A 19445-nucleotide genomic window follows, 5' to 3' on the forward strand; every position below is an offset into this window, starting at 1 on the left:
CCTCCTCTTTTTGACCTGTAGATTTCCACCATGCAACTGTGCTCACCTTTAGGTTTTAGATGTCCCTCCCCTCCATTAGTTTTCTATAGACAGATTCTAATTGGGAACCTGGAGCACCCTTGGGAAAAGAAGAATTATCCGTATGAATAGACATATCGAGTAATTCCTCGCTAAAAGGAATCAAGCCGAGCAACTCATCTTCCGTAAATTGTGCTTTGAGAAAATCCTCGTCTTTGCTGGAGCGGATTTTGTTGCCGATGACGGAGACTTTAGGAATTCCCAATTCTTGGGCAAGCTTCTGAATGACCCGGACAGTATGAGCGCTCACTGTGCTGGCCTCTGTGACAATGACTAAAACATCAACTCCCTGGGCAGTTCCTCGGGTAAGCTGTTCGATGCCGGCACCCATATCCAAAATGACGGTATCCTGTTCAGAGAGAATTAAGGAGTTGACCAAAGCATGCAAAAAACTGTTCTCTTTGCAATAGCAGGCTGTACCTCCCCCTTTGACATTGCCCATGCGGAAAAAGCGGATGGGACCCACTTGAACGGAGTAATCATCCAAAATGTCATCCACTTGGGGGTTCAAGGGATAAAAGGCACCGCTTCCGCCCATGCGTTGTTCGATGAGTTCTTTCATATCAACAATGGGACGCAAACGGTTCAAAGCATCCTCTGCAATACCTAAGACTGTTCCTAAGCTGGCGTCCGGATCAGCATCAACAGCCAGGACTCTCATCCCCTGTTCGGACAGGTAATGGGCCAAATTAGCTGCAAATGTTGTCTTGCCGACCCCGCCTTTGCCTGAAATCGCAATCTTCATTGACTTCATCTCCTATTTCATCTACTTCTGTGCATAGTTTCACAATAATTTTTCCTACTACATGTTCCCACTATATGACTGTTGTTAATTTAAATATGATACAACAACTGTATAGAGTGTATTCTTCGTAATTTACTGAATTCCTTCAAAAATTCAGAAAATTTTATTAAATGGATTAGTTATTTTTTTAACAAATATTTTTAAATTGTGAAATAAAGCTCTAATGATTATAGTATTCCCTATATTTCCAATAACTCCTTCTCAAAATATAGAAATAATTAAAATTTAAATATTCAGAAATCCGCAATATATACAAAGTCTCAGCCCAAGGGCGGGCTGAGACTAATCACTGTCCATTCTAAAGTACGCAGAAAGCCATGGCTCAGGGATTTTCCGACGGCCCCCGCTGCTGTTCCGGTTCTAAAACATTGGTTGCCCATTCGATATCATCTAAAGATGTCAGAGGTATCTCCTCATCATAAAAATCACCGGATTGTGCAGGAGCAAAGGGTTCACAGGGTCTTGCCGGAGATTGAACCTGAAAAAACAAGCGGCGCGGGATTTTAAGCATGGGTTAACACCTCCACAAAAGGTTCCTGCCTCTATCTTCCCACCAATTATTCTGCCTATACTTGACTTAAAGTATTGGCAATATACAGTCAATTTCCATTCAATTCAATCAGTTCACCCTTGAGCATTGCCAACAACCTCATTCAAGATCAGTGCGGCCAGGGGTGAAAAACCAGCCCGACTGCCCCCGGGCCTACATGAGTAGCAATAACAGGACCTGCCTCAAAAATCCGGATATCCTGACCCTGGTATTTCTGGGACAGTTCTTCGGCTATGCTGACCGCTTCAGCTTCGGCGCCAACATGCATCACGGCAATCCGGTGGGGCTTTTGCGAAGCTAAGGCTCGTTCAAGCTCTTTATAAACTCTTTGCAAGGCCCGGTTTTTTGAACGAACTTTATCAAAGACATCAATAATACCTTCAGTATTAAAGTAGAGAATAGGCTTTATTTGCAGCAAGGTGCCGAAAAGGGCTGAAGCCCCCCCAATTCTCCCTCCCCGGTGCAGGTATTCCAATGTGTCGACAATGAAATAAAGCTCACAGAGGGGGCGCAATGTTTCCAGCTTTCCCAAAATCTCCTGAGCATTAAGCCCTTCCCTGGCCCAATCAGCAGCCGCCCAGGTCAGCAAACCTAATCCTAAAGCTGAAGAACCTGAATCAAAAATATGGATATGCGGGTTTTCCAGCAAATCTTTGGCCATAATGGCCGAGGCATAAGTACCGCTGATCTTTTCGGACAGATGAATACTTATAATCTCCTCATAGCCTTCAGCCAGCACTGCCTTGTAGACTTCTAAAAAGGCGCCTACCGAAGGCTGGGAGGTCGTTGAGGAACCGGAGAGCTGCTCCAGTTTACCAAAGAAATCTCTGTTGGTTAAATCGATTTCCGGAAAGGTTTCATCACCAATGTTCACATTCAGGGTGACGACACGAATATCATGTTCCTCAATTATATCGTTTGTTAAATATCCCGTGGAATCCATAATGATTGCGGTTTTTTTCAATGCTTCTCCCCCGCTCTTTATCTATTTTATTCGGAAACGTATCGCTCTTTTCCGCTGTCTGAATTTAAGTATATCGGAAAACGTACATCCTATCAACTCAAGCAGGAAGCAAGTAAGCAAATAATAACGGCATCACGAAGAGATGAGCCGTCAGCCTCGCCGAAAAAAAAGAGCGGATCCTGAGGATGGAAAGCAATCCAGTGCAAAGAAAACCCGGCAGCTCATTATCAAAGAATAAGCTGCCGGAACTTTTTAAATTATTCCTTTATTAACCCTGCGGATACCAGAAAGTCATGAGCGACAACATCTTCTTTCATGCCCTGGTCATCCACTTTAGCATTTAGTTCTTGCATGTCCGCCTCGTTGATTTGTCCGGCAAGTTTATTCAGAATCTCTTCCAGTTCCGGGTATTGGTCAAGGGTGTCCTGGCGAACTAAAGGCAGACAATCATAGGGTGGAAAGAATTCCCGGTCGTCCTCCAAAATGACCAAATCGAAGACTTTAATCTGGCCGTCGGTGGCATAAGCATCGACCACATCAACCTCACCCTCGACCAGAGAGCGGAACATGATGCCATGGTCCATACCTTTGACTTCCTTGAAGTTCATATTGTATGTGTCTTGAAGCCCCGGGTAGCCATCCGGCCGATCTTTGAATTCAAATTCACAGCCCAGAACCAACTGTTCCGATACTCCAACCAAATCGCTGTAGGTTTTCAGATTATATTTTTGCGCTGTCTCTTTAGTCACTGCCAGAGTATAAGTATTGTTGAAACCCAGCGACCCCAAAGCCTTTAGATTATCTTCAGCCGTTAACTCCAAGGTTTTGGCCATAGTTTCCTCCGATGTTCCGGTTGCTTCCTGATAATAGTTGGCTACAATAGTTCCGGTGTAATCAGGGTACATCTGGATGTCATTGTTCTCCAAAGCCGTCCAGGCTACATTGGAGCCGCCAAGATTAACTTTTCTGTCCACGGTTAGATCCGTATGTGCTTCCACCAGGTCAGCCATCATATGAGCAATAATAATGTTCTCCGTAAAGTTTTTCGAGCCGACTGTGATGCTTTCGCCACTCTTTGCCGCACTGCTGCTGCAGCCCACTAAAGCAAGCATCAACACACCAACCAAACTCCACATCATAAGGTTCTTTTTCATCATCATAGTCACCTTTCCTTTCTCTTCATACTCTTCGGTAGTTTGCGAAGTGTCCACTCCGCATCAAGTCCCCCCTACACCTTCAGCCCCCTTGGTGTGGTTGTTTTTTCCAGCCTGCCCAGCAGCCAATCAAGCAGCAGGGCCAATAACGCCGCCGGAAAAGCTCCAATCAGCACCAGGGCATCCAGGTTTCTGGATATACCAATAAAGATGAAATCCCCCAGACCGCCGGCACCGATAAAAGCCGCCAGGGTAGCTGTACCAACGTTAATGACGGTAGCGGTGCGGATCCCGGCCATCATGACACTCAGGGCAAGGGGCAGCTGGACTTTAGTAAGGATCTGCCAATCTGTCATCCCCATGCCTTTAGCCGCTTCGATGGTCGCTTTATCTACATCCTTAATACCGGTAAAGGTGTTGCGGATAATGGGCAACAAGGAGTACAGGAACAAGGCCGCCACCGCTGTTTTGATACCGATCCCGAAAAGAGGAATCATAAAACCCAGCAAAGCCAGACCTGGGATAGTCTGAAGAATACCGGCTACGCCCAGAACAGGCCCTTCCAAGGCTTTGACACGGGTAATCAGAATACCAAGGGGAACACCAATGGTAATGGCAATCAGCATGGAAATGAAGACCAACTCAATGTGCTGAAGCAAAGCCGCTGTTAAGTCAGGCCAACGCATTTCCAACTGAAGTATAATCTGGGTCCATAAAGACTCATTTCTCATCTGCACCCTCCCCTTCACCGGACCACTGGTTGGCAAAAAAACTTAACAGTGAACCGCGGGTCACTGCGCCGACAACTTTTTGCAGCTCATTGACCACGGGTATAATGCCATAGGCAGCCGTGTTGATCATTTGCAGGGCATCCTTGGCTGTAGCTGTATTGGCGAGAACCCTGTCCACCGGTTGGACGATTTCGGCTAAAGTCTGAATCATTTCTTTTTTAGCATGCAATTCATAGCTGGGTATAATCCCCAACAACTTTCCTTTTTCATCGCAGACAATCAAGGTATCGGTCTTGCGCTGACGCATAAAGCTGATGGCGACAACCGGCGTCTTGGAGGGGAGAATGATGGCCGGGTTGTCACGCATGATATCGGTAATGGGAATATAATCCGGGTTTTGGTAGATTCTGTTCTTGCCAATAAATTCCTCAACAAAGCCATGGGCAGGATTGCTCAGCAATTGGTCGGGGGTGTCCAGCTGCAACAGCTCGCCATCCCGTAAAACAGCGATACGATCGCCAAGCTTGAGGGCTTCATCCATGTCATGGGTAACAAAAACAATGGTTTTATGCATTTCCGACTGAATGCGCAGCAATTCATCCTGAAGCTGCTCCCGGGTCATGGGATCCAGTGCCCCAAAAGGCTCATCCATGAGAATAATATCGGGATTGGCTGCCAGGGCCCTGGCCACCCCCACCCGCTGCTGCTGCCCACCGGAAAGCTCCCGGGGATAGCGTTTGGCAAATACTCCGGCGTCCAGCCCCACTACATCCATCAGATAAGCAACGCGTTCTTTGAGCTTCGACTCCGGCCATTTTTTCAGCCTCGGTATCAGGGCTATGTTATTTTCAATGGTATAGTGCGGAAACAAACCTACCTGCTGAATGACATAGCCGATATTGCGGCGGAGAGGCACCGGGTCAATGCTGTCGATATCCTGCCCGTCAATGGTGATTTTTCCCCCTGTATGAGGAATCAGGCGGTTAATCATTTTCATCGTCGTTGTCTTTCCGCAGCCGCTGGGGCCGATGAGTACCATCAGTTCGCCGCTGTTTATCTCGAAATTAAGTGATTTCACGGCTTCGGTACCATCATCGTATTTTTTACTGACATTTTCGAATTTGATCATATACGCTCAAACCTCCTCCTAGAAAATTTTAACATGATCAAGGGCAGATGACAACTTATAAAACTCTAGTAAGTTGTCATCTGCCCTTGATTCGTTCTCTTTTTCATATACCACGCCCCGTAAAAAACCCCCCGGACCATTGTCCGAAGGAGTATCAAATACGGTATTATTCTTTATTAAATGCATGATGTCTACGAAAATTTTATTAACATTTAATTTAGCGCTTAGCTTTGATAACCTTGACAGCTTGTGAGCATTTTGTTATATTATAAAGCGTTCGGTAAAAACGGGGTGTGGCTCAGTTTGGTAGAGCGCTGCGTTCGGGACGCAGAGGCCGCAGGTTCAAATCCTGTCACCCCGACCACTACATAGGCGAATAGAGAGTCCTTCGGGGCTCTTTTTTCTTTACGAGTTTAGATTACTTACAACACGAGATATTGATTACGGATAAACCTATAGGATTACATATTGCCCGCGATTGGATTATTAAATGTTTTTAATTGCGGAATAGTATGGATTAGTATTATCAGTCGATTCGACGCTTTTGGGGGGAATTTTCAAAAAATATATGTCACCAAACGCCCCTTCAATTCGTGTTAGTGGTGTAAGGAGGTGAGAGCATGAACCGCATATCCCGATCAGCGGAAGAAATCGAGAGCGTTATCAGAGAGTACAGCGATATGCTCTACAGAATCTGTTTGGTAATGCTTGGCTCACAGCAGAATGCTGAAGATGCTCTGCAGGATATTTTTGTGAAATATATTTCAAAGGCACCGGTTTTCACCGGGGCGGAACATCAGAAAGCCTGGCTGATCCGCGTGGCTGCAAATGTCTGCAAAGACATGCGCAGGTTTAATTTCCGTCATAAGCACATGAACATTGAGAGATTGTCGGAGTTCTGCAAATCTGAGGAAGACTCAGGTATATTGGAGGCAGTCTTCTCGCTGCCCGCACAGTACAGAATGGTTTTGTTTCTGCATTATGTCGAAGGCTATGATGTGGGCAGTATCGCGCATATGGCAGATATTTCGCCTGCAGCGGTGAAAAAACGTCTTCAGCGCGGCAGGGAAAAATTAAAGCTCAAATACACAGAGGAGGATTTCGGATATGAAAAAACACCAGTTAAGACAAGCATTTAGCGGCATACATATCACAGCTGAACTACAGCAGCGCCTGATTGAGAATTGCACCCGTTCAGCGGCTGCGGAAGCCAAAGCCAAAGCTTATCGGCTCCCCAGAAGATGGCTCGCTCTGGCAGCGTCACTGACCCTATTTGTGGCATGTTTCTCTCAAACCACATATGGAAGTTCGTTCTATGAGAAATTTGTCGGCGTGGTTTTGGGCGGGCACACATACTACTTAACCGGCCCGGTTCCGGCGAATGATGTTCCTGATCCCAGCTTAATGAAGGACTCAAGCGAAGAAAACCACACCGACAGCCGCCGCCCCGGGTTCACTGACTTGGCCGAAGCGCAAGCGTATCTCGACTTTGAACTGAAACTCCCTACCTACCTTCCCGAAGGCTATCAGCTTGACAGGATCAGCCTGTATACCACCAATAACGATGCCATCAGCGGAGAGTATGCCGACATTTTCTTTACCAAAGGCAAGCGGCTTATCTATCTCCAGACAAGGCTCATGAACGAAAAAACAAGCTTTGCAACGGAACTGGGCAATATGAAGCTGACCGAAATCAATGGATACAGTGCGCTGCAGGGAAGAAAGAATTTAGATGTTGATATCAATGGCGTGATGTATATGTTCAGCGCATCGAAAGCCGATGTAGGCGCCGATGAACTGATAAAGATGGTGGAATCAATCGACTGATTTCAGCGAATCTAAATTTCCACTACGAATGGCCACCGAATGTTCATAGGGCAAATCAGGCTGACATAGCGTCAGCCTATTTTTGTTGCGATACGCAAGGAATACCGGATATGGTATAATTTAAACATAACGACACTATCCTATCAATATCACGGGAGGCAAAGCCATGTTGCAGGGAAAAAAGACCTTTCTCCGTCCGCTGGAGCTTGATGATATCCCCATTTTTTATCAATGGTATAACAACCAAAACCTTAATTATTGGGCGAATGCCGCCTGGCCTTTGAGCACAATGCTTAGCGAAGAGGAAATCGAAGAACGCTTTTTCACCCCCCAGAAAGACGGCAGCCGCTATCTCATTCTCAATGAAGAGCAAAAGCCCATCGGAACCGTAGGCTATCGGGATGTCAATCTCCCCGCCCGCTCGGCGGTACTGTTCATCGTTATTGGTGAAAGCGATTATTGGAACCGTGGCTATGGCACGGACGCTTTGAAAGTGTTGATCGACTATCTTTTCTATCAGTGGAATTTTCATCGCCTGAGCCTCGATTTATGGGACGGGAATCTGCGTGCTTTAAAAGCCTATGAGAAACTGGGTTTTAAGGTTGAAGGCAGATTAAGGCAGGCGCGCTTTGTCTTAGGTGAGTATCGCGATGGGATCCTCATGGGCTTGCTGCGGGATGAATATCTGGAGCACCATCCCCCTCATCCTCCTCAAGGGATCTAAATTTTCTTAAAGGGTTGAATTCATCAATAAGTTAGAGTATTATATATAAGTAATTGAATACCTCTGGGGATTGGTGAAATTCCATACCGGCGGTCAAGCCCGCGAGCCATTATGGCAGATCTGGTGTAATTCCAGAGCCGACAGTAAAGTCTGGATGAGAAGAGGAAATTAAAGTGCTGATGCGCTTTTTATTTGCTATGGTTTTTAGGCCCCAGAGAATGAACTCTGGGGTTTTTTATAGTGTTTTTATGGGAAACTAAGCAAAACTAACTCAAAGAGATGGGAAACGGCGGCGATCACATGGAACTTGACAATCATTACATGTCCCGGGCCCTGGAATTGGCAGCCTTGGCTATGGGCAGAACCAGTCCCAATCCCCTGGTGGGATGTGTCATCGTTAAGGATGGCGCTATTGTCGGTGAAGGATATCATCAGAAAGCCGGCACTCCCCATGCCGAAGTTCACGCTCTGCAGGCAGCCGGAGAACATGCCCGGGGAGCCACAGCCTATGTTACTTTAGAGCCTTGTTCTCATTTCGGGAAAACCCCTCCCTGTGCCGACGCACTGATTAAAGCCGGAATCCAACGCGTTGTCGTGGCTATGGTGGATCCCAATCCCTTAGTGGGCGGACAAGGGATCACCCGCTTGCGGGCAGCCGGCATTCAGGTTGATGTGGGGCTTAAAGAAAAGGAAGCCAGGACCTTAAACAAGGGCTTTCTAAAGGCCATGCAGACCGGCCTTCCCTTTGTCCTCTACAAATCGGCTTTAACCCTTGATGGTAAAATAGCGACGGAGTCAGGTGACTCCAAATGGGTTACCAATGAAGCCTCCCGTGCCTATGTCCACCGGCTGCGCGATCACTTCGATGTGATTATGGTGGGCAGTGAAACCGTGCGCCAGGATAATCCTGCTTTGAATTGCCGGATTGACGAAGGCCGTGATCCGGTGCGCTTGATCGTGGATGGAACATTGCAAATTCCTCTGCAGGCCGCCGTACTTGCTTCCTCCTGTACCGCCCCCTGTCTCATCGCCACCACGGCCTCCGCTCCTTTGGATAAGCTGAAGGCCTTGCGGGCTCTGGAGAATGTAGAGGTTTGGCAGTATGATTCCCCCCGTTATGTTCCTTTAAAAGACCTGCTGGGAGATTTAGTCAAACGGGGTTGGAACTCTGTATTGCTGGAGGGCGGCGGCGGGCTGGCCGGCTCCCTGCTCCGCGAGCAGCTTATCGATGAGGTGGAGTTTATCTATGCGCCCAAGCTCATCGGAGGCAAAGGTCCTTCCCCCCTGACCGGACTTGAGCTTCCTTTGATGGCACAGGCGATTCCTTTAGAATTTCTGGAGATCGACGGAGGAACCGGGGATCTCCGGGTACGGGCCAAAGTAAATTATGCCGATTAAGTAGTCATCCGATTAAGCAGTCATCCGATTAAACAGTCAAAAGAGGTGAGTGAACATGTTTACCGGTATCATCGAAGAGTTAGGCAAGGTAACGGATCTGAAGGTTCTGCCCGATTCCGCTCAATTGACCCTGGAAGGAACTAAAGTGCTTGAAAGCACCCAAATCGGGGACAGCATCGCTGTCAACGGCATCTGCCTCACGGTGGTGAAAATGCAGGGAAATTTATTTACCGTGGATGTCATGGCCGAAACTTTACATAAAACCAACCTCAAGGAATGCAGCCGGGGAACGCAGGTCAACCTGGAGCGGGCTCTGCAGCTCTCCACCCGATTGGGCGGCCATCTGGTAAGCGGTCATGTGGACGGAGTGGGCACCATTCAAAAGATCACCCCGGTGGGAATTGCCCGGGTCTTTACCATCAAAGCCACTCCGGAACTTTTAAACTATGTCTTGCCCAAAGGCTCCATCGCCATTGACGGCATTTCTCTTACCGTGGTGGAGCTCCTTCCTCAGGCTTTTACCGTATCCCTGATCCCCCATACCCGCCAAGAAACTACCTTAGGCTTTAAAGGCGTGGGCGATGTGGTTAATCTGGAAACCGACCTGATCGGAAAGTATGTGGCACGGTTCATGGAGAAAAAAGAAGCCCCCCGAAAGGATTTATCCATGAGTTTCTTAGCCGAAAACGGCTTTATCTAGATTAGATTTTAGACAGGAGTGATCAACATGGAATTTCGCTTTAATACGATTGAAGAAGCCATCGAAGACATCCGCCAAGGCAAAATTATTGTCGTCGTGGATGACGAGGAAAGAGAAAACGAAGGGGATCTGCTGATGGCCGCAGAGAAAGCAACCCCTGAGGCGATCAATTTTATGGCCACCCATGGCCGGGGTTTAATCTGTGTCCCCATGACCGCCGAGCGCATTCAAGCCTTAAATCTTGAACCCATGGTAACCCACAATACGGATCCCCATGGAACCGCCTTTACCGTGAGTGTGGATGGCTGCGACTGCACTACGGGAATCTCCGCTTTTGAGCGGGCCAATACGGTAAAAGTCCTCCTTGATCCTCACAGCCGCCCCGAGAATCTCCGCCGTCCCGGACATATCTTCCCTCTCAAAGCCCGGGAAGGAGGGGTCCTGGTCCGCGCCGGTCATACAGAAGGCGCCGTTGATCTTGCCCGCTTGGCAGGCTTTCAACCGGCAGGGGTCATTTGCGAAATCTTGAAAGACGACGGCACCATGGCAAGGGTTCCCGACCTCATGGAATTCGTTAAAAAACACGATCTCAAAATGGTTACCATTAAAGATCTCATTCATTTCCGACGCCAAAAAGAAAAATTAGTGGAACGGGTGGTCGGTATTGAACTCCCTACAGACTTTGGGGACTTCAAAGCAGTGGGCTATCGGAGTTTATTGGATGGACAAGAGCATATTGCCCTGGTCAAGGGGGATGTGGACGATGGTGAGCCGGTGCTGGTAAGGGTCCACTCAGAATGCCTGACCGGAGATGTTTTTCATTCCCGCCGCTGTGACTGCGGCGAGCAGCTTTCTGCCGCTCTGGAAAGCATTCAAAAAGAAGGCCGGGGAGTCTTGCTCTATATGCGCCAGGAAGGCCGGGGCATTGGGCTGCTCAATAAGTTGAAGGCCTATAAATTGCAGGAAGAAGGCAAAGATACTGTGGAAGCTAATCTTGCCTTGGGTTTCCCTGCCGACCTCAGGGATTACGGCGTAGGAGCTCAGATTCTGGTGGACTTAGGCATCCGCAAGGTACGGCTGATGACCAATAACCCCCGCAAAATCGTCGGTTTGGAAGGCTATGGCCTGGAGATTCAGGAGCGCGTTTCCATGGAAATGCCGGTTAAGCCTGAAAACCAGCATTATCTCCACACCAAGAAAATTAAATTGGGTCATTACCTGCCCGGCGTTCGTTAGTATTTAGAAAATGCTTACACTTTAAGCATACTTGTGATTCACGATGATTAGAAAGGATGAAGAACTATGATGACTTATGAAGGTAAACTGATTGCTGAAGGATTAAAATTCGGGATTGTCGCCGCTCGTTTCAACGAATTTATCACCAACAAACTGGTGGGAGGCGCCCTTGACGCCCTCCTCCGTCATGGTGTTGCGGAAAGCGATATTGAAATCGCCTGGGTTCCCGGAGCCTTTGAAATCCCTTTAGTTGCCCAAAAGATGGCCGAAACCAAAAAATACGATGCCATTATCTGCCTGGGAGCCGTTATTCGCGGTGCCACACCCCATTTTGACTTTGTCAGTGCCGAGGTGAGCAAAGGGGTGGCCCATGTCGGTTTAGAAACCAAACTGCCCGTTGTTTTCGGCGTCTTAACCACAGATACCATCGAACAAGCCATTGAACGGGCCGGAACAAAAGCCGGCAACAAAGGCTTCGATTCTGCCATCACCGCCATTGAAACCGTTAATCTGTTAAAAATGATTCAATAAATAAAACCTTCGATAAATAAAAACCTTTGATAATTCGGGATAAAATTGGATAGTTGTCCATAATATGTGCCTTGTCAAAGCAGGTTTATTTTCTTAGACTAAAGACTGAGTCTATATCTTTGATAAGGAGATGTGCGCATGACTTCATCTAATACCCTTTTGGCAGACATCGATACTCAGCTTGAAGCCGCGCGCTCTGGCAATCAGGATTCCTTGAACTGGCTTATTCAATATTATGAACCGGAAATCCGCAAAATTGCCTATAAGTATTTTCTCAATCGAGCCGAATATGATGACTTGCTCCAGGAAGGCCGGATTGCCATATACAAAGCCATCGTATCCTACGATCCCAGCTCTGAGATTCCTTTCCTGCATTTTCTCCGCATGGTGATTAAGCGCAAGCTCATTGACAGCTTACGCGCTCATAACCGGCAGAAACACCTCAATCTCAATGAAGCTTATTCCTTGAATAATGTTTTAGCTGACGATAAGACCGATTCCTTTATCAGCTTTGTGGCCACCCATGATGATCCTGAGAAAAAGGTGATCGCATCAGACGAAACCCGCCTTTTTTTACAGGGACTTATGAACGGTTTTTCGGAATTAGAGCTCAAAGTGTTTCGCTATCATTACCTTATCGGCATGAAGCAGCGGGAAATCACCCAATACCTTGGTGTAAGTTCTAAGTCTTTGGATAATACCATCCAAAGAATACGGCGTAAAGTGATCGCCTATCGCGACCGCGAAGCAGTCGGTTGATAAATCCAGATCATTAAGAAATCCCCGGAAATGAACCAACGAACATTTCCGGGGATTTCTTCTTGCTTTATTGCTTATTTTATTCAGCGATCACATTCAACATCGGGGTCCGGGGCTTCATCCGGAGCATTTTCCGCTCCCTCGGCAGCAAGAATCTCCTTGGCATGCTTAAGACAATCCTCAGGCACATAGATCTCGACCCCATTAACAATACCATAGGCCGCCTTCAGATTTCCCAGCCCAGGATAGGCCTTTTGAGCGGGAATATGCCCCTGCTCAAGCAGACCGATCACGATATCCGCTTCTACTTCCGTCGTGACATTGGTCAGAAAAACCCACCTGTTCATTCTTTCTTAACTCCCTTTTGCCAATACTATCTGCCACAACATGGTGCCAACTCTAGTTTATAGTGTTCCCGGGCAGGATGCAAGCACCTTATTCCGACTTTTTAAACAGAAGCTGGCCCTGAGGATCAAGGTCGACCAGGACATGATCCCCTTCGTGAAGGATTCCCTGCAGGATTTTCATGGCCAAAGGATTTTGGAGGTTTTGCTGGATCACCCTTTTCAGGGGTCTTGCTCCATAGATCGGATCATAACCTTGTTGAATGATTTTATTTAAGGCTCCCTGGGAGAGCTCCAGAGTCATTTTGCGGGGAGCCAGATAATCACGCAGCTTGTTGATCTGTATCTGCACGATGGAACCAATATGCTCCTGACCAAGAGGGTGGAAAACGATGATTTCATCCAACCGGTTCAAAAACTCCGGCCGGAAATGCAGCCTGAGTTCCTCGGTAACCCGGGAACGCAACACTTCCTGGGCCGCTCCTGAGGCCGTCAATTCCTGAATCAAGGGGCTGGCGATATTACTGGTCAGAATGACCACTGTATTCTTAAAATTAACCACCCGTCCCTGCCCGTCGGTTAAGCGGCCGTCATCGAGGAGCTGCAGCAACACATTAAAGACATCCCCATGAGCTTTTTCCACTTCATCAAAGAGGACCACACTATAGGGTTTGCGCCTTACTGCTTCCGTGAGCTGGCCTCCCTCTTCATAGCCTACGTACCCCGGAGGAGCGCCGATCAGGCGGGAAACGGTATGCTTCTCCATATATTCGGACATGTCGATGCGCACGATCCCCTGGTCATCATCAAAGAGAAATTCAGCCAAGGCTTTGGCCAACTCCGTCTTCCCTACCCCTGTGGGGCCGAGAAACAGGAACGAACCTAAGGGCCGGTTGGGGTCCTGCAGGCCGGCCCGGGATCTGCGGACAGCATCGGCTACCGCTTTCACAGCCTCCTCCTGCCCGATCACCCGCTGATGGATGCGCGCTTCCATATGGACCAGTTTATCCATTTCGCTTTCCAAAAGTTTAGCAACAGGAACCTGGGTCCATTTGGCCACTACTTCAGCAATGTCCTCTTCCCCTACTTCCTGCTTGAGCAAGGTGTTCTTCCGGTTGCGAAGCTGCTCTTCCAAAGCGTTGAGCTCCTTCTCCAGCTTTGGCAATATGCCATATTGCAGCTCGGCCGCCTTGTTATAATCAAAGGCCTGCTGGGCTTGTTCCATCTTAAGGCGGTTCTGATCGATGTCTTCCTTGAGGGAGTTGATTCTGGTCAGAACTTCTCTTTCCCCTTGCAGCTGGGCTTCCAGGGCACTGCGTTCTTCTTTGAGGTTAGCCAGATCTTCCTCAATCTTTTCCAGGCGTTCCTTGCTGCCTTCGTCTTTTTCCTTCTTTAAGGCCTCCCGCTCAATCTCCAACTGCAGAATCCGGCGCTTGATCTGATCCAATTCATAGGGGTCACTGGTGATCTCCATACGCATGCGGGCAGCGGCCTCATCAATGAGGTCGATGGCTTTATCCGGCAGGAAACGATCGCTGATATAGCGGTCAGAAAGAACTGCGGCGGCGATAATCGCTCCATCGGTAATTCTTACGCCATGATGGGTTTCATAGCGTTCTTTGAGCCCCCGCAAAATGGAGATGGTATCCTCAACACTGGGAGCTCCCACCGTAACCGGCTGAAAGCGCCGTTCCAGAGCGGCATCCTTTTCAATATACTTGCGGTATTCATCCAGGGTTGTGGCTCCCACCATATGCAGCTCACCCCGGGCCAGCATGGGTTTAAGCATATTGCCGGCATCCATGGCCCCTTCTGCTGCCCCTGCTCCCACCACCGTGTGCAGTTCATCGATAAACAGGATAATATCTTCCCGTTCCTGAACTTCCTTAAGCACCGCTTTAAGCCGTTCCTCAAATTCTCCCCGGTATTTCGCTCCGGCGATCAAGGAACCCATATCCAAGGCAATGATCTTCTTATCTTTCACCGATTCGGGAACATCACCGCGGACGATCCGCTGGGCCAGACCTTCGACAATGGCCGTTTTTCCCACACCGGGCTCTCCGATGAGAACAGGGTTGTTCTTGGTCTTGCGGGAAAGAATCTGAATGACGCGGCGAATTTCTTCGTCCCGGCCGATGACCGGATCCAGCTTTCCCCGGCGGGCTTGTTCGACAAGATTGCGTCCATATTGTTCAAGGGCCCGGAAGGTTCCTTCCGGTGTCTGGCTCGTCACCCGCTGAGTCCCTCTCACCACACGCAAAGCCTGCAGAAGCTTCTCGCGATTCAGACCCTCTTGCTTTAAGATTTTCTCCGCTGGGCCCCCGCCTTGGCTGAGGATCGCCAGCAAAAGATGTTCGGTGCTTACATAGTCATCCTTAAAGGTCTCCATCTCATCGTGAGCCGAGACCAGCACGGTCCGCAGCCGGGGGGAAATGGTCAGTTGAACATTAGCTCCCATCATGCGCGGGAGGCGGTTGACCTCCTGGCGTACTTTTTGAACCAAAGCCCCCACCGGGATATCAAGCTTGGTCAGGACTTGGGGAACGACCCCCTCTCCCTGTTCCAGGAGAGCTAAAAGCAAGTGCTCAGGCTCCACTTGGCTGTTGCCATTACGCTCCGCCATCGTTTGCGTTTGAATAATGGCCTCCTGAGATTTTTGGGTAAAGCGGTTCGTATCAAAAGACATGGCAATCCCTCCTTGATCAATGCCTAACTAGTTTTGGTAAAATTTTATAGTTCTATTATAGATCCTTTTATCCGGAAAGGTCAATATTGGTCAGAGATAATTCTGATGTTTTTTGACCTTTATATGTTGAAAAACCCCCTAAGCCTAACAGCCCAGAGGGTAAAAAGATTTCTTAATGCTTAATGCTTAATGCTTAATCCTTAATCAGTTCCAGCAAATCCTTTTTCACAGCTTCCAAGGTGGTGGGGAGTTCTTGTGGATTAACACCCCTGATATTGAAGTAAAACTTAATTTTCGGCTCTGTTCCCGAAGGCCGGGCCATCACAAACCCTCCGCCCTGGAAGGAATAGCGAATCACATTGGATTGGGGAAGAGCAAGCTCATAACTATGGAAGGGAGCAATCATCCTTCTTCCTTTTCTCAGTTCATAATCGTCAATGCAGGCGACGGCAATCCCACCGAAGGACTTGACATCGGTCTCACGGAGTTTAACCATCATCTTCTCCATTTGCTCTTTTCCTGCTTTGCCTTCTAAAGTAATGGAGATCTGATCGTCAATAAAATAACCGTACTTGCCGTAAATATCCTCCAGAACCTCCAGCAGGGAACGGCCTTCTTTTTCCTGATAGTAGAGAGCGGCTTCCGCCAGCAGGAGCGAAGCGATCACCGCGTCCTTATCCCGCACAAAATGCCCGGCTAAATAGCCATAGCTCTCTTCAAAGCCGAACTGGAAATCTCCGCTGCCCTGAACTTCCATTTCCTGCTCTTTCTCGGCAATGAATTTAAAGCCGGTGAGGACATTTTCCACCCGGGCTCCCAAGTCTTTGACCAGGAGATCCGCCAGATCGGTGGAGGCAATGGTCTTGATGACGACGGCTTGCTCAGGCAGAATACCCAGCCTCTTCTTTTGGGTGAGCAGATAATAGCTCAGAAGGGTCCCCACCTGATTCCCGGTGAGCTGCCGGTAATCACCCTGAGGGGTGCGCAGAGCCATGCCCAAACGGTCTGCATCAGGATCGGTGGCGATGAGCATCTGGGCGTTTCTGGCTTTGCCATAACTTCTGGCCAGATCAAAGGTGGAAGGGATTTCAGGATTAGGGTAAGGAACTGTTGTAAACTCCGGATCCGGTTTCTCCTGTTCAGGAACCGTAAATACGGAATAGCCCATCTCGGTGAGGATTCTGTTGACCAGCACATTCCCCGCCCCATGCAAGGGAGTATAGACGATAGACAGATTGCTTCCCTTGGCCTGGGAAAGTTCCGGATACAAGGCCAGTTCTTTGACCTTGCTCAGATAAACTGCATCGATCTCTTCCCCAATCTCAACTAAAAGTCCCTTGTCCCGGGCTTCTGCCTCCTCAAGGGGGAGGATATCATCCCAAGCCTGATGAGCTTTGATATGAGCCAGAATCCGGTCCCCACGATCCGGCGGAACCTGGCCGCCGTCCTCCCAATACACCTTATAGCCATTATACTCCTTGGGGTTATGGCTGGCGGTAATCACCAGGCCTGCCTGAGCCTTGAGGTGGCGGACCGCGAAAGAAAGCTCCGGCGTGGGGCGCAGATCATCAAACAGATAAGCTTTAATGCCGTTGCCGGCCAGCACTAAAGCGGCCTCTTTGGCAAAGCGATCGGAAAAGCGGCGGGAATCGTAGGCAATCACCACACCCCGGTTCTTCCCCGCTTCTCCCCCTTCCAGGATTAAGTCCGCCAAGCCTTGAGTTGCCTTGCGGATAACATAGATATTCATGCGGTTGGTGCCGGCACCGAGCACCCCCCGCAATCCTCCGGTGCCAAATTCCAAATCCGTATAGAAGCGGTCCTCGATCTCTTTCTCATCGTTAATAGCGGCCACTTCCGAGCGGGTATCCTCATCAAAGTAGGGGCTGGTCAGCCAAAATCGGTAACGTTCTTGAATCATCGGCTTCTCTCCTCTCTAAGGTGCAAAAGAAGCTCACAGAGCAATCTGTAAGCTTATCTTACTTGGAAACATAACTCTTATCTTTTAAATACTGCCTTCGAGTCTGGGATAGACCAACAGTCCCACGAGGCCCGGCCCTGTATGCACACCTAAAGCGGGGCTGATCTGGCCAAAAAACACTTCTTTCACGTTGGGGTGCTCCCGGGCTACTTTTTCTAAATCCCGGGCTTCTTTTTCTGAACCGCCATGGACAATGGCCACACTGGCGATACTCTCCTTCAAATGGTCCAGAAGCACTTGTTTTAAGCGTTTCAAAGACTGCTCCCGTCCCCGAACCTTAGCAAACGTAAAATATTTGCCTTCTTCATTAATCGAGATAATTGGCTTAAGGCTCAGCAATTCGCCAATGGTACCGGCGACATAGCCGATCCTGCCGCCTTTTTTCAAATACTCTAAAGTAGAGAGCACATAATAGCCCTTGATTTGCTCAACAGCCTTCTTGGCTGAAGCCACCACATGTTCAAAGTCCACAGTACGCCGGCTTTCCCGGGCAGCCTCAATGACCGTCATGCCCAGGCCCATCGAGAGGGTCTTGGTATCCACAACTTCAATGATCATGTCTTTAAATTCCTGGGCGATCAGCGAGACAGCCTGATAGGTGCCACTGAGTCCGCTGGATAGATGCAAAGACAGAATATGGGTCACCTTCTGTTCCCGCAAGCGGTTAAAGACCGCCTGAATCTCAGCGGGAGAGGGCAAGGATGTTTTGGGAACCTCCTGTTCCAAAGAATCATAAACCTCCTGGGGCGAGATATCGACCCGATCCCGGTACTCGCGGTCACGATAAATTATATGTAAAGGTACGACTTCAATGCCATATTCTTCAATAAGCTCCGGCTCTAAATCACAAGCACTGTCCGTGACGATGGCAATTTTGGTTTCCCGGGAATTAATTGGCTCCGCCATACGCAAATATCCTTTCTATTCTATATTTTTAACGGGATAATGTACTAATCCATCCTAAGGCAAGTATAGCACAGTCCTCCCATTATTTTTAGATCAAGTTTCACAATTTAATCACATTCATTTTACAGCTGAGCAAGAATTAAGGCTTTCTCACGAACTTCCTGGAGAGCTGCAGGATGCTGCTCAATATCCCCGCTCTGATCAATCCCCTTATAGGCACAACTCCCATAATATTTGACATCCAAGACATGATACAGATTCTTTACAGCCCGCTCGGCGCAGGCAAAAACATCCGGGAATTGAGTCCCTGCCGTTGAGAGAAAAAGGCCGTAACGGGGCAATCGTTCCGGATCGGTGATTACGGGTTGTTTAAAGACATATTTTAAAGCCCAAAAGGTCTGCATGCGATCAATCACTGCTTTGGTTTGAGCGTTAATTCCCATAAAAAACACAGGCGCTGCCACAATGATCCGGTCAGCGGCTACAAGTCGTTCCTGAAGATATTGAATATCATCGTTTTGAACACACCGGCCGGTTTTCGAACAGGCATTGCATCCTAAACACGGTGAGTATTGCAGATCGCGGATATTAATGATCTCGGTGGAATAGCCCGCTTCAGCCAAGGCATTCATAGCTGTTTTTAATAAACGATCCGTGTTTCCGTTGCGCCGCGGACTCCCAGCGATACCTAAGATATGTGGTTTCAATAAAAGTCACCCCATTATTCACATTATTATGTCTGTATTATACATGAAATGCCATAAATAGTAAAAGCGAGTTGCCTACTCGATGAGGAACTCGCTTTACCTGGGTGCACAGAAACTATCTAGGTTAGACATCGTTTGTTGGGTGACCGACAAATTACCAGATCCTTTCTATGAATTCAATTGGCTTGCTGCCCATTACTGTGATTTGCAGCTGATTTTTGAATTAGGACCCTTA

Annotated in this window: 19 protein-coding genes, 1 tRNA gene and 1 riboswitch; of the genes, 9 read left to right on the forward strand and 11 right to left on the reverse strand. The window is 48.4% G+C overall.

What is annotated here, in order from left to right; translation table 11 throughout:
* Window positions 1-55: 55 nt before the first annotated feature.
* The 6 genes from DHAF_RS14000 to DHAF_RS14025 form a co-directional block, all read right to left on the reverse strand.
* Complete coding sequence (locus DHAF_RS14000; RefSeq protein ID WP_011459811.1) at window positions 56-823, reverse strand: ATP-binding protein; 768 nt, start codon at window positions 821-823, stop codon at window positions 56-58.
* Between the two features lie 382 nt (window positions 824-1205).
* Window positions 1206-1394 (reverse strand): hypothetical protein, encoded by a 189-nt coding sequence (locus DHAF_RS14005; protein WP_005811734.1) that lies wholly within the window; start codon window positions 1392-1394, stop codon window positions 1206-1208.
* A gap of 148 nt (window positions 1395-1542) precedes the next feature.
* The gene (locus tag DHAF_RS14010) at window positions 1543-2397 is read right to left on the reverse strand and encodes a DegV family protein (RefSeq protein ID WP_011459812.1); all 855 of its coding nucleotides are present in this window, start codon (window positions 2395-2397) and stop codon (window positions 1543-1545) included.
* A 257-nt stretch (window positions 2398-2654) separates the two neighbouring features.
* Window positions 2655-3608: a glycine betaine ABC transporter substrate-binding protein gene (locus tag DHAF_RS14015; protein ID WP_015944233.1), complete on the reverse strand. Its 954-nt coding sequence runs from the start codon at window positions 3606-3608 to the stop codon at window positions 2655-2657.
* 17 nt (window positions 3609-3625) lie between these two features.
* The gene (locus DHAF_RS14020) at window positions 3626-4282 is read right to left on the reverse strand and encodes an ABC transporter permease (RefSeq protein WP_015944234.1); all 657 of its coding nucleotides are present in this window, start codon (window positions 4280-4282) and stop codon (window positions 3626-3628) included.
* Entirely contained in the window at window positions 4272-5411 is a 1140-nt protein-coding gene (locus tag DHAF_RS14025; protein WP_015944235.1) for an ABC transporter ATP-binding protein, read from the reverse strand. Before DHAF_RS14025 ends, DHAF_RS14020 begins: the two co-directional genes overlap by 11 nt.
* A gap of 287 nt (window positions 5412-5698) precedes the next feature.
* Here DHAF_RS14025 and DHAF_RS14030 point away from each other — a divergent pair.
* From DHAF_RS14030 to DHAF_RS14070, 9 genes are all read left to right on the forward strand, one after another.
* Window positions 5699-5775: transfer RNA gene (locus DHAF_RS14030), tRNA-Pro, on the forward strand.
* A 256-nt stretch (window positions 5776-6031) separates the two neighbouring features.
* Window positions 6032-6550, forward strand: coding sequence for an RNA polymerase sigma factor (locus tag DHAF_RS14035; protein WP_015944236.1), 519 nt, complete (start codon window positions 6032-6034; stop codon window positions 6548-6550).
* Window positions 6519-7238: a DUF4367 domain-containing protein gene (locus DHAF_RS14040; protein ID WP_015944237.1), complete on the forward strand. Its 720-nt coding sequence runs from the start codon at window positions 6519-6521 to the stop codon at window positions 7236-7238. Before DHAF_RS14035 ends, DHAF_RS14040 begins: the two co-directional genes overlap by 32 nt.
* A 166-nt stretch (window positions 7239-7404) precedes the next feature.
* Window positions 7405-7962, forward strand: coding sequence for a GNAT family N-acetyltransferase (locus DHAF_RS14045; RefSeq protein ID WP_015944238.1), 558 nt, complete (start codon window positions 7405-7407; stop codon window positions 7960-7962).
* Between the two features lie 55 nt (window positions 7963-8017).
* Window positions 8018-8132, forward strand: a riboswitch (FMN riboswitch).
* 109 nt (window positions 8133-8241) lie between these two features.
* The gene (gene ribD, locus DHAF_RS14050; RefSeq protein ID WP_080518278.1) at window positions 8242-9360 is read left to right on the forward strand and encodes a bifunctional diaminohydroxyphosphoribosylaminopyrimidine deaminase/5-amino-6-(5-phosphoribosylamino)uracil reductase RibD; all 1119 of its coding nucleotides are present in this window, start codon (window positions 8242-8244) and stop codon (window positions 9358-9360) included.
* Window positions 9361-9415: 55 nt separating this feature from the next.
* Entirely contained in the window at window positions 9416-10060 is a 645-nt protein-coding gene (locus tag DHAF_RS14055; protein WP_015944240.1) for a riboflavin synthase, read from the forward strand.
* A gap of 27 nt (window positions 10061-10087) precedes the next feature.
* On the forward strand, window positions 10088-11296 hold the full coding sequence (locus DHAF_RS14060; RefSeq protein ID WP_015944241.1) for a bifunctional 3,4-dihydroxy-2-butanone-4-phosphate synthase/GTP cyclohydrolase II: 1209 nt from the start codon (window positions 10088-10090) through the stop codon (window positions 11294-11296).
* Window positions 11297-11362: 66 nt separating this feature from the next.
* Entirely contained in the window at window positions 11363-11827 is a 465-nt protein-coding gene (gene ribH / locus DHAF_RS14065) for a 6,7-dimethyl-8-ribityllumazine synthase (RefSeq protein WP_005811752.1), read from the forward strand.
* Between the two features lie 138 nt (window positions 11828-11965).
* On the forward strand, window positions 11966-12586 hold the full coding sequence (locus DHAF_RS14070) for a sigma-70 family RNA polymerase sigma factor (protein WP_005811754.1): 621 nt from the start codon (window positions 11966-11968) through the stop codon (window positions 12584-12586).
* 83 nt (window positions 12587-12669) lie between these two features.
* Here the strand turns inward: DHAF_RS14070 and DHAF_RS14075 are convergent, their stop codons facing one another.
* From DHAF_RS14075 to DHAF_RS14095, 5 genes are all read right to left on the reverse strand, one after another.
* Window positions 12670-12933 (reverse strand): putative signal transducing protein, encoded by a 264-nt coding sequence (locus DHAF_RS14075; protein ID WP_015944242.1) that lies wholly within the window; start codon window positions 12931-12933, stop codon window positions 12670-12672.
* Between the two features lie 88 nt (window positions 12934-13021).
* Entirely contained in the window at window positions 13022-15616 is a 2595-nt protein-coding gene (gene clpB, locus DHAF_RS14080) for an ATP-dependent chaperone ClpB (protein ID WP_015944243.1), read from the reverse strand.
* Between the two features lie 193 nt (window positions 15617-15809).
* Complete coding sequence (locus DHAF_RS14085) at window positions 15810-17537, reverse strand: phospho-sugar mutase (protein ID WP_015944244.1); 1728 nt, start codon at window positions 17535-17537, stop codon at window positions 15810-15812.
* Window positions 17538-17621: 84 nt separating this feature from the next.
* Window positions 17622-18503, reverse strand: a complete 882-nt coding sequence (locus DHAF_RS14090) for a DegV family protein (protein WP_015944245.1) — start codon at window positions 18501-18503, stop codon at window positions 17622-17624.
* A 122-nt stretch (window positions 18504-18625) separates the two neighbouring features.
* Entirely contained in the window at window positions 18626-19210 is a 585-nt protein-coding gene (locus tag DHAF_RS14095; protein ID WP_015944246.1) for a flavodoxin family protein, read from the reverse strand.
* Between the last annotated feature and the right edge of the window lie 235 nt (window positions 19211-19445).

Source organism: Desulfitobacterium hafniense DCB-2, assembly GCF_000021925.1.
GTDB classification, from domain to species: domain Bacteria; phylum Bacillota; class Desulfitobacteriia; order Desulfitobacteriales; family Desulfitobacteriaceae; genus Desulfitobacterium; species Desulfitobacterium hafniense.